This window comes from Pedobacter sp. T50_32 (assembly GCF_057652195.1).
The window spans coordinates 73,195-85,953 of sequence record NZ_JBYFBY010000006.1 but is presented as its reverse complement, the minus strand read 5'-3'; the positions used below and the strand labels follow the sequence as shown (position 1 = coordinate 85,953).

Annotated in this window: 12 protein-coding genes; 7 read left to right on the top strand and 5 right to left on the bottom strand. The window is 36.8% G+C overall.

What is annotated here, in order from left to right:
- Nucleotides 1–4 precede the first annotated feature (4 nt).
- Nucleotides 5–1,075 carry an HmuY family protein gene (locus AC23ME_RS17005; RefSeq protein WP_487728961.1) on the top strand — a complete coding sequence of 357 codons (1,071 nt, stop codon included), beginning with the start codon at nt 5–7 and terminating at the stop codon, nt 1,073–1,075.
- A 193-nt stretch (nt 1,076–1,268) separates the two neighbouring features.
- Here the strand turns inward: AC23ME_RS17005 and AC23ME_RS17000 are convergent, their stop codons facing one another.
- The 3 genes from AC23ME_RS17000 to AC23ME_RS16990 all read right to left on the bottom strand — a co-directional run bounded on the left by AC23ME_RS17000 (nt 1,269) and on the right by AC23ME_RS16990 (nt 3,777).
- Nucleotides 1,269–2,153, bottom strand: coding sequence for an RsmD family RNA methyltransferase (locus AC23ME_RS17000; RefSeq protein WP_487728960.1), 885 nt, complete (start codon nt 2,151–2,153; stop codon nt 1,269–1,271).
- Between the two features lie 140 nt (nt 2,154–2,293).
- Entirely contained in the window at nt 2,294–3,046 is a 753-nt protein-coding gene (locus tag AC23ME_RS16995; RefSeq protein WP_487728959.1) for an ABC transporter ATP-binding protein, read from the bottom strand.
- On the bottom strand, nt 3,043–3,777 hold the full coding sequence (locus AC23ME_RS16990; protein WP_487728958.1) for an MlaE family ABC transporter permease: 735 nt from the start codon (nt 3,775–3,777) through the stop codon (nt 3,043–3,045). Before AC23ME_RS16990 ends, AC23ME_RS16995 begins: the two co-directional genes overlap by 4 nt.
- Before the next feature lie 246 nt (nt 3,778–4,023).
- Between AC23ME_RS16990 and AC23ME_RS16985 the strand changes: the two genes are divergently transcribed.
- The 4 genes from AC23ME_RS16985 to AC23ME_RS16970 all read left to right on the top strand — a co-directional run bounded on the left by AC23ME_RS16985 (nt 4,024) and on the right by AC23ME_RS16970 (nt 7,301).
- A complete protein-coding gene (locus tag AC23ME_RS16985; RefSeq protein ID WP_487728957.1) occupies nt 4,024–4,713 on the top strand; it encodes an SDR family oxidoreductase in 690 nt (229 codons plus the stop codon).
- A gap of 16 nt (nt 4,714–4,729) precedes the next feature.
- Nucleotides 4,730–5,401 (top strand): PspC domain-containing protein, encoded by a 672-nt coding sequence (locus tag AC23ME_RS16980; RefSeq protein WP_487728956.1) that lies wholly within the window; start codon nt 4,730–4,732, stop codon nt 5,399–5,401.
- Between the two features lie 71 nt (nt 5,402–5,472).
- Nucleotides 5,473–6,456: a toast rack family protein gene (locus tag AC23ME_RS16975; RefSeq protein ID WP_487728955.1), complete on the top strand. Its 984-nt coding sequence runs from the start codon at nt 5,473–5,475 to the stop codon at nt 6,454–6,456.
- Between the two features lie 245 nt (nt 6,457–6,701).
- A complete protein-coding gene (locus AC23ME_RS16970; protein WP_487728954.1) occupies nt 6,702–7,301 on the top strand; it encodes an RDD family protein in 600 nt (199 codons plus the stop codon).
- Between the two features lie 4 nt (nt 7,302–7,305).
- Here AC23ME_RS16970 and AC23ME_RS16965 read toward each other — a convergent pair whose 3' ends face one another.
- On the bottom strand, nt 7,306–8,871 hold the full coding sequence (locus tag AC23ME_RS16965) for a Rieske 2Fe-2S domain-containing protein (protein WP_487728953.1): 1,566 nt from the start codon (nt 8,869–8,871) through the stop codon (nt 7,306–7,308).
- A 155-nt stretch (nt 8,872–9,026) separates the two neighbouring features.
- On the opposite strand from AC23ME_RS16965, the gene ispG reads away from it, so the two are divergent.
- Complete coding sequence (ispG, locus tag AC23ME_RS16960; protein WP_487728952.1) at nt 9,027–10,991, top strand: (E)-4-hydroxy-3-methylbut-2-enyl-diphosphate synthase; 1,965 nt, start codon at nt 9,027–9,029, stop codon at nt 10,989–10,991.
- A 111-nt stretch (nt 10,992–11,102) separates the two neighbouring features.
- On the opposite strand, the gene AC23ME_RS16955 is transcribed toward ispG, so the two are convergent.
- Nucleotides 11,103–11,429 carry a hypothetical protein gene (locus AC23ME_RS16955; RefSeq protein WP_487728951.1) on the bottom strand — a complete coding sequence of 109 codons (327 nt, stop codon included), beginning with the start codon at nt 11,427–11,429 and terminating at the stop codon, nt 11,103–11,105.
- Nucleotides 11,430–11,665: 236 nt separating this feature from the next.
- Between AC23ME_RS16955 and AC23ME_RS16950 the strand changes: the two genes are divergently transcribed.
- On the top strand, nt 11,666–12,757 hold the full coding sequence (locus AC23ME_RS16950; RefSeq protein WP_487728950.1) for a sensor histidine kinase: 1,092 nt from the start codon (nt 11,666–11,668) through the stop codon (nt 12,755–12,757).
- Nucleotides 12,758–12,759 lie beyond the last annotated feature (2 nt).

The window sequence follows — 12,759 nt, the reverse complement described above, 5'->3', positions numbered from 1 at the left end:
GAAGATGAATAAACTTAACTCAATGTTTGCCGTGGTTTTGATGGCATCAGTATTTACAGCCTGCTCAAAAGATGAAGTCGATCCCATTATTGTTGTACCACCATCTGATGGAAGTACAATGACTTTAAATGGAATAGCAGGTACGGAAGATGGAGCTTCGGCGGCAAATAGTGTTTATGTAGATTTTAGTGCCAATAAACAAACTCCTGTTCTTAGAAGTTCATGGGATTTGGGTTTCTATTCAGGTGCTGAGTTTAGAGTAATCATCAATAATTCAACCAGTGCTGGTGCTAAAGTTATTCAAACTGCAAATAGTTTGACAGCTGTTGGAGAGGCCGACACAGTTGGTTTGGTACTTGGATTTAATCAGATGTCACCAAAAGCAGAAGATTTTAACTTTTATGATCCTATTAATGGAAATATTTCTTCTACAGTAATTCCGGCAGTTTCGGCTACTGCATCAGATAATAAGGTTATTATTTTAAACAGAGGTACAGGTGGCGGTATTGCAGCTAGAGCTTGGATTAAATTATTAGTAACCAGAAATACAACAGGCGGCTATACAGTACAGTACGGAACCATTAAACAAACATCAGGATTTAAATCAGTTGATGTAGCTAAGGATGCTGGTTTTAATTTCAAGTTCGTCTCGTTAACAAGCGGTACAACTGTTAATGTTGAGCCAGCAAAAGCGAGTTGGGATATAGTATGGGGATATTCAGTTTATGAAACCAATTTCGGTCAAATGGTGCCTTATAACTTTTCTGATTTAATATTCCTTAATAAATTAGGAGGTGTTACTGCTGCACAAATTTCTACAGATACGAAGTCTTACGCTGCTTACGCTGAAGCTGATGTAGCTAGCACCAATTTTTTATCTAATAGAGATGAAATTGGGTCTAAGTGGAGAATAACGAGCCCAGCGGCATCAGCTGGTGTAAACTCAAAGGTGTTCTATGTTATAAAAGATGGCGCTGGAAATGTTTACAAATTGAAATTTAACAGTTTCCATGCAAACGATGCAGGTACTCGTGGTAAGCCTGTTTTAGAATATAAATTAGTTAAAAAAGGATAGTTGGTTAGTTAGTGTATCTCAATTATTAATAGTTTGTTTTGTTTAGGGAAGGCCTCCATGGATTTGGGGGCTTCTCTTTTTTAGGCGAGTTGTCGTCATTGCCAGCTTGACTGGCAATCGTAATGAGGTAGTAGGGATAATCACACTAACGCATTAGGATTCCCGCTTTCGCGAGAATGACGTATAGCGCAGGTTAAGAAGTGGTTCTAAACTTGCCAAAAACTCCCAACGGCAATTTAATACCAGAAGTAGCTTGTAAAAATAATTCGCCAGTTTCTAAATTCTTAACCTGAGGGAATGAAGTTTTAATCAAATTCTCTACAATTACCGAAGAAAAACCAAGCGAATAAGTATTTAGAATTAAGAAGTGCTCCTCAGGATCTAACAACTGCACCACATCTTGCATCATCTCTTGGATATGATCTTCTAACTTCCATTTTTCACCATTTGGCCCGTGACCATAAGCTGGCGGATCTAGAATGATGCCATTATATTTTTTACCGCGTTTCAGTTCTCTTTTTACAAATTTCAAAGCGTCTTCTACAACCCAACGAACATCTTTCAATTTAGAAAGCTCTTGGTTTTCGTTTGCCCAGTTTACTACTTGTTTGATCGAATCAACGTGGGTGGTATCGGCTCCTGCCGCTTTAGCAATTAAAGATGCTGCACCAGTATAAGCAAAAAGGTTCAATACCTTTGGCGTTGGTGTTTTAAAACTTTTGATAGACGACGAGATGTAATCCCAATTTACAGCCTGCTCAGGGAAAACACCTACATGTTTAAACGAAGTTAAGCCTAAACGTAGGTTAATACTTACTTCGTTATTTTGGTAGTTCACGTTCCAACGGTCTGGTACACTTTTATTGTGTCTTACCCATTCGCCACTTGTAGCCGAGCGACCTCTGAAAGTAATGTGCGCTCTTTTTTTCCATTCCTCTGACGACATTACTTTTTTCCAAACTGCTTGCGGCTCTGGTCTAGATAATATAAGGTTTCCGAAGCGTTCCAATTTCTCAAAATCGCCGCAGTCAATTAATTCGTAATCTTTCCAGTGGGTTGGTGTAAGCAGTTGTATCATGTAATGTTATGGGTTGTTTAAAGCTGTAATTTCAATAATTTCTTCAATTAGAAGAGTATAGAAAATCTAATCTCAAAAAGATAATATAACAGATTTCTAATTTATACTCAAAATGACAGCAGACCGCAAAGATAGGAAATTTAAAATTTGTCTTTCGCTGCCTTCATGAAACGGCTCGCAAATACGAAATCATTAAGTTCCTCGATATCGGTTTTGGCAATTTCTTTATTAGAGCCTTCCCAAAACTTTTTACCTTGGTGCAAGAACATGATGTAATCGCCAATGCCCATTACCGAGTTCATATCGTGCGTTACCACAATAGTGGTAGTGTTATATTCTTCGGTAATTTCCTTAATCAATTCGTCAATAACGATAGAAGTTTTCGGATCTAAACCAGAGTTAGGCTCATCACAGAAAAGATATTTTGGGTTCATGGCTATCGCTCTAGCAATACCTACACGTTTTTTCATCCCTCCAGAAAGCTCTGCAGGAAATAGCTTGTTTTTGCCTTCTAAGTTAACTCTCTCTAAACAGAAGTTTACACGATCTAGCTTTTCGCTTCTAGACTGATCGGTAAACATATTTAAAGGAAACATGATGTTTTCTTCAACAGTCATCGAATCAAATAGGGCAGAACCTTGAAAAAGCATTCCTATTTCTTTCCTGATCTCGATACGTTCTTCGGTATTTAGTTGGGTGAAATCTCTACCATCGTATTCTACATTCCCTTTTTCTGGGTGATGTAAGCCGATCATACATTTCAACAATGTCGTTTTCCCGGAACCAGAACCACCGATAATTAAATTGGTAATACCTGGTTCAAATTTACCAGAAATGCCTTTTAGTACATCGTTATCACCGAACGACTTGTAAATATCTTTAATCTCGATCATAACATTAACTGGGTTACAATGTAATCGCAGGCTAAAATACTGATACAGCTTACTACTACTGCACGGGTACTTGCTTGCGCTACTTCTAAAGCACCGCCTTTAACGTAAAAACCTTCGTAAGCGGGTACCGAAGTAATGATGAAACCGAAAACAAAAGCTTTAACCAAAGCCACAGCAATAGTGAAAGGATTAAAGTCTGTGGTAATACCTTGAATATATTCTGCTGGAGAAACCGCACCAGATAGTGTACCACCTAAATATCCGCCAGTAATACTTAATACCATAGAAATGATAACCAACACAGGAACCATTGTAATACCTGCAATAATTTTCGGTAAAATAAGGTAGCCAGGAGCGTTGATACCCATAATTTCTAAAGCGTCGATTTGCTCGCTCACTCGCATCGTACCAATTTCTGATGAAATAGCCGAACCAATTTTACCTGCCAGTACAATGGCACTAATCGTTGGACTAAGCTCTAAAATTGAAGAGTCGCGGTTTACAGAACCGATAATAGTTTTGGGGATAAAATCGCTAACCAGCTGGAAGGCAATTTGTAAGGTCATTACCGCCCCAATAAATGTTGAAATAATACTGATTAGTCCCAGAGAGCCAACACCGATGAAATTCATCTGTTGAAAAATGGCTTTCATGTATATTTTCGTCTTTTCGGGCCTTTTAAACGCTGCTTTTAAAAGGAGTATGTATCGACCGAAATTGGTAAAATTCATCTAATAAACAATTGTTTAATTTAACTCAATAATATACAAAGAAACAACAAAAATGTTCTGGCTTAGCTTAATTATTGAAAAAATATTAGCGATTGAAATTTTATTGCCTCTTTTGTAGACGTAAAGGCGGGGAAGGAGAAGCGCTAAATTGATAAATTGCTTTATTGTTATCATAGCTATAATTCACTTCTATGAGTGATATTCCAAATCTCAACTTTATAATATTTCAACTTTACAACAATTTATATGAATGCAATAATAACTGGAGCAACAAAAGGAATTGGAAAAGCTATCGCAGTAGAATTGGCACAAAGTGGATATAATATTATTGCCTGCTCACGAAATCTGCACGAACTAGCTGCTTTAGAAGCTGAGCTAAAAAGTTTCAACGTTAACGTGTTGACTGTTGAAGCAGATTGTAGTTTGAAAAATGATGTGCTAAAGTTCATTGATGCAGCTCTAGCTTTTGCTCCAAATATTGATGTATTAGTGAATAATGTGGGTGTTTTCGTACCAGGATCTTTGATAGACGAAGATGATGAAGTTTTCGAAAATCAACTGCATGTTAACCTAAATGCAAGCTATTACATGAGTAAAAGGATTGGAAAATTGATGCGTGAACAAGCTTTTGGGCATATTTTTAACATCTGTTCGGTGGCAAGTAAGTCGCCAGTAGAAAATGCTGGGAGTTATAGTGTAACAAAAGCAGCGATGCTTAGTCTTAATCATGTAATCCGAAAGGAATTGGCCCCTTACAAGGTTAAGGTAACTGCAATAATTCCGGGTTCTACTTATACCGCTTCATGGGAAGGAACAACCCTATACAAAGCGAAATTTGTACAGCCCGAAGATGTTGCTAAAGTTATTAAGACTGTACTGCTGCTAAGTGATGGAGCAAATGTTGATGAGGTAACACTAAGCCCTTTGGATTTTTAGAAAGGAGACACACAAAATGGAAAAGAAACTATATAGAAACGAACATGATAAAGCAGTAGCTGGTGTAGCTTCTGGTTTGGCAGATTACATGCAGATTGATGTAACCATCATTAGACTATTGTTTGTACTAACAACCATATTTTTAGCTGGTAGTGGCATTTTAGCTTACATCGTGTTGTGGATTGTTGCACCAGTTAATAACGACCCATCGGTGAAGTATAAACACTTTAAGAATTTTTATCAGCAAAATCCTCAGGGCGGTTCAATTTTCAATTCGCCAGAAGCTTTTGCAGACCAGACGAAACAAACGGAGCAAACTAAATGGAATACGCAAAATGCAGACGCATTTACCAAGTTTGATAACCCACCAAAGGTGAAGAATAACGATACAGGCAAAACTGTAGTGGGTTTAATCTTATTGGTGTTGGGAGTTTATTTCTTGATGAGACAGTTAGATCTTGTGCCCCACTGGTTTAATATATTCAAGATTTACAAATTATGGCCATTAGCAATTGTTGCTTTAGGTGTAAGCTTGATCTTTAAAAACCAACGTAAAAACGAGTGGGAAAACTTCAAGAAAACTACCGAAGAAGCACAGCGTAAAGATGAAAATAGAGGCGGTTTCGCAGAACCATCACAAGAAACACCTCCAACAAATACTGATACAACCGAAGAGAAGAAATATTAGGCTGTACGAGTTTTCAGTTAACCAATTCAATCTTCGAACATTACAACTTTTCAACCTTTAACAATATAACAATGAAATACGAAAGAATAATATGGGGTGTACTACTACTGTTTGTGGGTGGTGTACTCTTACTAGATAACCTTAATATCATAGAGTTTTACTGGAGAAACGTTTGGGGCTTTTGGCCAATCTTCCTTATCATTGGCGGTGTGAACATGCTTTTGAATAGAAATGGTTCACAAACTGGTAGCATTGTTTCGCTAGCTATCCTCATTATTGCACTGGCCTTTTTATTTGTTAGAGGACAAGAAAAACCTCAACATAGAGGGTGGCTTGGATTTTGGAAAGATAAAAACATAGAAGCAGATATCGATTGGGATGACAATCAGGATGATAACGATACTACCTTTAAAGGTTTAAAGTTCGCTGAAAGTTATAATGCTGCAGATTCGAGCAAGAAAACAACATTAAACTTATCTGGTGGTGGTACTTCTTTCAAGCTTAGTGATGCTACAGATAGTTTGTTTGAGGCTAGTGTAAACAAAAGGAAAGGTAATTTTTCTTTAACAAAAACTACTACAGATACATCGAATACGCTAACCTTTAAAATGAATGACAGAAAATATAAAGGCAACAAAAATAACTGGACGTTCAATTCGGGTGGTAATCAAGTAAAAGTACGCTTAAATACACAGCCGCTTTGGACCTTGAACCTTACTATGGGTGCTGGCGAGCTAGATTTCGATTTAACTAAATACAAAATTAGAACATTGAACTTTGATGGTGGTGCAGCAGATTTGAAAATCAAAATTGGGCAATTGTTGCCTATTGCCGATGTAAATGTGAAGACAGGTGTTGCCAATGTAGAAATTAAAGTACCTCAAGGTTCTGGCTGTAGAATTAAAACCCATACCGGTTTGGCTTCTAAAGATTTTAAGGGTTTCATTAAAAAGGATGATGGTTATTATGAAACGCCAAACTATGAAGGCTCTAAAAACAAGGTATTTATTAAGCTTGACGGCGGTTTAAGTAATTTCGAAGTAGACACTTATTAAAATTGATTGAATTATCTATGATGAGTTCGCTCTGCTCAGTTTTGAATGAGAAAGTGATTGAATGAAAGTTTTGACAGTTTGCAATTACCTTTATGGTTCAATCAATTCAAATAATAAATAATTTTGCTAATGGTTGGTGTTATCACCAACCATTTTTGTAATAGCTTTTTTTACTTGATAAGTTAGTTTAACTACCTTTATACCTTTGGCAATTAAGCTAGCATACAATTTAAACAAAAACCAGTTTGTACACTATTGTTGTAAAAGGTAAACCTCAGGGCCCATATACTTTAGAGGAATTGAAAAAGATGGAGATCTTTCCAGATACTTTCGTGAGGAAGCCTGGAATGGATGACTATAAGGAGGCACATGAGCTAGAAGAACTTCGCGAGCTAATGGGGTTTCGTAAACCTAAGCATACACCTCAATATTTTGCCAGCTTCGATCAACGTTTAATGGCTTGGGCAATAGATTTTTTTATTATCACTTTAGTTTATGCAATTATTTTGGCTATTGCTGTACTTTCTATAGAAGATAAGGATACTAGAATTGCTTTGGTAGCAGCTGTATGTTTATTGATACCTTTTACGAAATTTCTATACAATATTATTGGCGAAAGTTCTAAAACGCAAGGTACCATTGGTAAGAAAATGATGGACATTAAAGTAACCGGAGATGATGGTGCAGCAGTTACTATAGGAACAGCATTAGTTAGAAACATCGCCAAGATTGTATCAAATATTACTTTTGGTTTTGGCTATCTCTATTGTTTCCTCAATAAAAAGCAACAGTGTTTACACGACTCCATTGCGGGTACGTTAGTAGTAAAAGACAGGTTATTGTAAACCTTTACTCAGGCTCTAATGGAATTGCATTAATTGTAGCACCGTTTTCCTTGCAGATACCGCCATTTTCTAAATTAAATGCCCATCTATGCCTCGGACAAACTAAAGTATTATTTTCAACCCAAGCTTGAGTCATATCAGCTCCTTGGTGTGGGCAATATCTATCTACTTTATATTTGCAGCCTCCAACTTCAACAACTATTCTTTCAGTTCTATTCTCAATTTCTAAAATAGAGTCACAGAAAAAGTTCATGTCTTCTTTTTCTAAAATTAAAAATCCTTGCATCAAAACTTGGTAAACATCAGGAGCTCTATTTAGTCGCATTCTAAAGGTTAGGGAATAATCTTCCCAAGTTAAATTGCCATCTAAAACCCGTTTGATGTCGTAAGAGTTTACGTTGATCAAATAAAAATTCTCTATTTGCGGTTCTTTTGAGAGCGCTATGGAATTGTCTTCAAATGAAATTTTAATCATTTCACTTTCTTTATCCATAAATTTTAAAAAAAGTGGACGCTTTATTTGGTTTCTGCTACTAAAGTTAGCTAGTTTCTCCTTAAACTCAGTGATTAGCTTTTCAACTAGTTCATCAAATTCAAGATCCGAAAGGGGCTTTTTTATATGCTCGAAAAACTTGTTGTAGCCACTTGCATAGTCTAGTATATAATCTTTAAAATTTTGCTCGTTAACCCTATGTTTTGCCTTTTTTTGAAAGCAAATTTTGGATGAGATTTCTATAGCATCTCCTGGCATGATATCAGGTACTACTAGATTTTTATTCTTTAGTCTTTTATTCAAATAGCTAATCACTTGCTCATTTCTGGGGAAAATATTTTCTTCTTGAAAATTAATATGAAGTAAATCTGGGTCTAAGAAACAGGCTGGTCCGGCAGAGGGTATATAAATATCAGGATTTACTTTTTCAATTGCCACAGCCGTAGCCTCGAACTTGCTGATTTTTTTCTTTTTAGAAATTTTTTGATATGCTTCGTCTGGATAATCGTAACAAGTTGGATGCCATGTAGCCCCACTAAATTGTGCTGCAAAAACGTGTATATGCCCTTCCTCAATTTTAATAGTTTCCAATCTGTCATGTATCTTGCAATCATTCAAGTTCAAAAATTTGTAGCCCTCACTGCAAAAAAGGATGGCAGAGTCTCTATTAAGCTCACTGTCTTCGGTGTAAATCTTAATAGTTTCACTTTCGTTTAATGTGATCAACTCTTCATCATCACACAGTAATATTTGGTTTTTAGAGGATGCATTAATCTGGTCGAACAACACTGCCCTCCTAAACCGTGGAATGATATATGTAAATTCATGATGGTCGATACTGTTTAGGTAATTTAAATCGTAATGATCCTTGTGTTCATGACTTACGTATACATAGACCGCTTTCGTTGTGTTTGTTGTAAGCCTTTCAGTCACAAAGCTTTTCATGTGGTGATTTTTTGGGAACTGAAACCACCCTCCATCGAAAGCGCCATTTTCAGATAACCAAGGGTCAATAATGAGAATAGATTTTGAAGTTTCGATGAGAAAGCCAGCATGACCAAGAAAGGTTATTTCCATTTAATTCAGATGTTGATAAAGATTATTTATGCTGCAAAATAATAATAAAACTAAAATTTCCTAACCTTAAAACCTTTAAACAAGCTCGTTAATAAAGTTATGGTCTGAATTTAAAACCGTTTAACAATCCAACATTTAGCCTATCTTTGTACACCATGCAAAAAGAAGCAATTTTGTTAGACGGAGGTTATTGTAACAGCTTAACCCAATATTCGAGGTTTGTAACCCGTGAAGTGCAAATAGGAGATACGCCAATGGGTGCACACCATCCAATCCGTATCCAATCTATGACCACTACCGACACCATGGACACCATTGGTACTGTAGAACAAACGATACGCATGGTAGAAAGCGGTTGCGAATATGTTCGTATCACTGCGCCAAGCATTAAAGAAGCCGAAAATTTAGCTAATATTAAAAAGGAGTTGCGTTTTCGCGGTTATAATGTGCCTTTGGTTGCCGATATCCATTTTACGCCAAATGCAGCTGAAGTTGCCGCACGTATTGTAGAGAAAGTACGTGTAAACCCCGGCAACTACGCAGACAAAAAGAAATTCGAAAATATAGATTATACAGATGCTGCTTATCAGGCAGAGCTAGGCCGTATCTACAACAAGTTTTCTCCGTTGGTGAAAATTTGCAAGGAAAACGGAACTGCTATGCGTATCGGTACCAATCATGGTTCTTTATCAGATCGCATCATGAGCCGCTATGGCGATACTCCGCATGGGATGGTCGAGTCGGCAATGGAATTTATCCGCATGTGCGAAGACCTCAATTTCTACAATTTGGTAATCTCCATGAAATCGAGTAATACTCAAGTGATGGTGCAAGCTTATCGTTTGTTGGTACAAACTATGGTGAAAGAAGGAATGAACTATCCTTTGCACCTAGGTGTTACCGAAGCTGGCGATGGGGAAGATGGGCGTATTAAATCGGCAGTAGGTATTGGTACTTTACTTGCCGACGGGTTAGGTGATACAATTAGGGTTTCGCTAACAGAAGATCCTGAGTTTGAAGCACCAGTAGCAAGAGCTTTGGCAAATCGTTTTGAAAGAAAGTCGCTGGCAGAAGCTGATGGATCTTTAACCTTCCAACCTTCTAACCTTTCAACTTCTCAATCTCTTTACAGTCCGTTCCAATACCACAGAAGAAATACCGAAGAGTTAGAAAACTTTGGTGGGCATCAAGTACCTAGAGTAGTGATCAATCTTGAGAGTGAAAACCTAAAAGATCCAGCTGTTTTAAATGCTGTAGGTTTTAACTATTCAGCTTTGCTAGATAAATATAACCTTACCGACCAGGCATGTGACATGGTTTATTTGGGTAATCAATTGCCATCATTTTCATTTCCTGGCGGATTAAAACAACTATACAATTACCAAACTTGGTTAGGCTTGGCCGATAAACAAAACTGTCATCCTTTATTTAGCTTAACAGAGTTTGTTAACGCCGAACAAAAAGATGATAAGTTGAATTTGGTAAGGGTTTTGGCTGAAGATTTAGTAGTTGAACAGTTATCGTCTTTACAAAACACTGTATTAGTTTTAGCTACCAATACCGAAAATGCAATGCAAACCATCCGCCATGCGTTTACAAAATTATTAGCAGCCGATTTAAAATTGCCAGTAATTATAGAAAGAACTTTTGATGGCGTTGGTTTAGAAGATTTTCAGTTGTACAGCTCAACCGATTTGGGAGGTTTGTTTATAGATGGTTTTGGTGATGGTGTTTGGATCAATGCCAAAGAAACTCCTTTGGCAGTTGTCAACTCAACATCTTTCGGAATTTTACAGGCTACCCGTACCCGTATTTCAAAAACTGAATACATTTCTTGTCCAAGCTGCGGAAGAACTTTGTTCGATTTGCAAGAAACCACGCAAGCTATTAGAGCAAGAACATCACACTTAAAAGGAATTAAAATTGGCATCATGGGCTGTATTGTAAATGGTCCAGGGGAGATGGCCGATGCCGATTATGGTTACGTTGGTGCAGGCGTTGACAGAATTACACTTTACCGCGGACAAGAAGTAGTAAAGAAAAATGTAAATACTGCAAATGCAATTGATGAGCTGATTGGCATTATTCGTGCAGATGGTAATTGGATAGAACGAGAATAAAAAGGGAATGCTAACAAGCGTTGATTGGTATTTTTAACTAAGCTATATCTTTAATTCATTTCAAAGTACAGTATAGGTAACTTGTTTTTGCATCCCCTTTTAGGCGTTAATTTACCTAAGGCTTGTGGCCACTAGGTTATATGGTGCAATTTGTGTGTTTGTTTTTGTAAGTCTTGTCGCCACGTCGTTAAGCTTTTTTTGTACTTTAACTCGGGTTATATTTATCATTTTACCATTAATTTCTTCCTGATATATTAATTCCTGCTTAGTATTATAGAATTTAACCACAGATATTTTTGGTGTTTTTACATTACTTTCTACCACCCAATTGGCAAAACCAGCTTTTTTAGCGATTGTACTATCTTGTGCGCTTGCGGAGGTAATTGCCAATAGTATTAAGACTATAAAGTATATGATGTTCATTAGTACAACTTTCATGATGTTAGTTCTTTTAATATTACAATGCTAAATTATGGGTATGTAAATCCAGTTTAAAGCATTAGAGCTATAAGGTGTGCAAGCGCATTCTAATTACCCTTCAGCTAAACTTAAGTCCATTCAACGTCAATTAATTACCTTTAAATGTTGCCGGGTTGTTGTTCGTAGTTAAATCGATGTCGTTCGTCTAAAATTTAACTGAAAAATGCTTAAGAAATGTATTTTTGAAAATGCAAATGATACAGGCATACCAGCAAAAAGGTAGCAATAAAACTAGGATATTGTCGCATATCGCTTTTTGGCTTTCTGTATGGTTTTTAACTTCCTTTGTTTATGGTTACGAAAAGCAACCTGTACTGGTAGCTTTAGAAAGCAATTTGATGCTTTTGCCTGTACACATGCTGTATTTTTATACTCTGGCTTACGTTATTATTCCAAAGTTCCTGCTAAAACGAAAATACATTCAGTTCTTTAGTTTTTTAGTTCTATTTGTTGTTGTAATGCCTGCCATTACACGAACCATAGATATATTTTTGGTAGAACCGCATATCGATTTTTATTTAAAAAGTTTTGGATATAGGAATTGGGAAAAGGTGCAGGGTACTCGTTGGGAGCGCTTTTCTAACGTTGTATATTATCTCAATGCAATAAAGGGGGCTAATTTTATTGTTTGGTTTGGGGTAGCTATTAAGTTTTTTAAAGCTTGGTATCAGCGGCATCAAGCTGCTCTGGAAGCCGAGCTAAACCTACTAAAAGCACAAATACACCCTCATTTTTTATTCAATACGCTCAATAACCTTTATGCACTAACCTTAAATAACTCTCCAAAGTCTCCAGAAATTGTAATGGGCTTGTCGCAGATATTACGCTATATGCTTTATGAATGTAATGTAGAAAAAGTGCCCTTGCAGAAAGATGTGCAAATGTTGGAAAACTTCATCCTTCTAGAGAAAATGCGTTACGAAGAACGTTTGGATTTCAATTTCACTAAAGAGGGTGAATTAGAAGGACATCAGATTGCACCCTTGTTGTTGTTGCCTTTGGTAGAAAATGCTTTTAAACACGGTGCCGGAGAAAAAGTAGGTCAAGCTTGGATCAATATCGATCTAGCGATGGAAGGAGAGATGTTGAAATTCAAAATTAACAACAGTAAACCGGAGCAGCCGCCAACGCAACTATTGGAGAAGAATGGCAATATTGGTTTGGAGAACGTGAGGAAGCGCTTAGAACTCATTTACCCTAATGCGTACCAGTTAAAGATATTTGATGAGGAAGATATGTTCGCTGTAATTCTAAAAATTGATCTATCGCAAAACCTAAGTATATAATT

Bases quoted from the DNA above. Each gene is read 5' to 3' on its own strand.
- AC23ME_RS17005 (WP_487728961.1), top strand. From the start codon at position 5: ATGAATAAACTTAACTCAATGTTTGCCGTGGTTTTGATGGCATCAGTA.
- AC23ME_RS17000 (WP_487728960.1), bottom strand. From the start codon at position 2,153: ATGATACAACTGCTTACACCAACCCACTGGAAAGATTACGAATTAATT.
- AC23ME_RS16995 (WP_487728959.1), bottom strand. From the start codon at position 3,046: ATGATCGAGATTAAAGATATTTACAAGTCGTTCGGTGATAACGATGTA.
- AC23ME_RS16990 (WP_487728958.1), bottom strand. From the start codon at position 3,777: ATGAATTTTACCAATTTCGGTCGATACATACTCCTTTTAAAAGCAGCG.
- AC23ME_RS16985 (WP_487728957.1), top strand. From the start codon at position 4,024: ATGAATGCAATAATAACTGGAGCAACAAAAGGAATTGGAAAAGCTATC.
- AC23ME_RS16980 (WP_487728956.1), top strand. From the start codon at position 4,730: ATGGAAAAGAAACTATATAGAAACGAACATGATAAAGCAGTAGCTGGT.
- AC23ME_RS16975 (WP_487728955.1), top strand. From the start codon at position 5,473: ATGAAATACGAAAGAATAATATGGGGTGTACTACTACTGTTTGTGGGT.
- AC23ME_RS16965 (WP_487728953.1), bottom strand. From the start codon at position 8,871: ATGGAAATAACCTTTCTTGGTCATGCTGGCTTTCTCATCGAAACTTCA.
- ispG (WP_487728952.1), top strand. From the start codon at position 9,027: ATGCAAAAAGAAGCAATTTTGTTAGACGGAGGTTATTGTAACAGCTTA.
- AC23ME_RS16955 (WP_487728951.1), bottom strand. From the start codon at position 11,429: ATGAAAGTTGTACTAATGAACATCATATACTTTATAGTCTTAATACTA.
- AC23ME_RS16950 (WP_487728950.1), top strand. From the start codon at position 11,666: ATGATACAGGCATACCAGCAAAAAGGTAGCAATAAAACTAGGATATTG.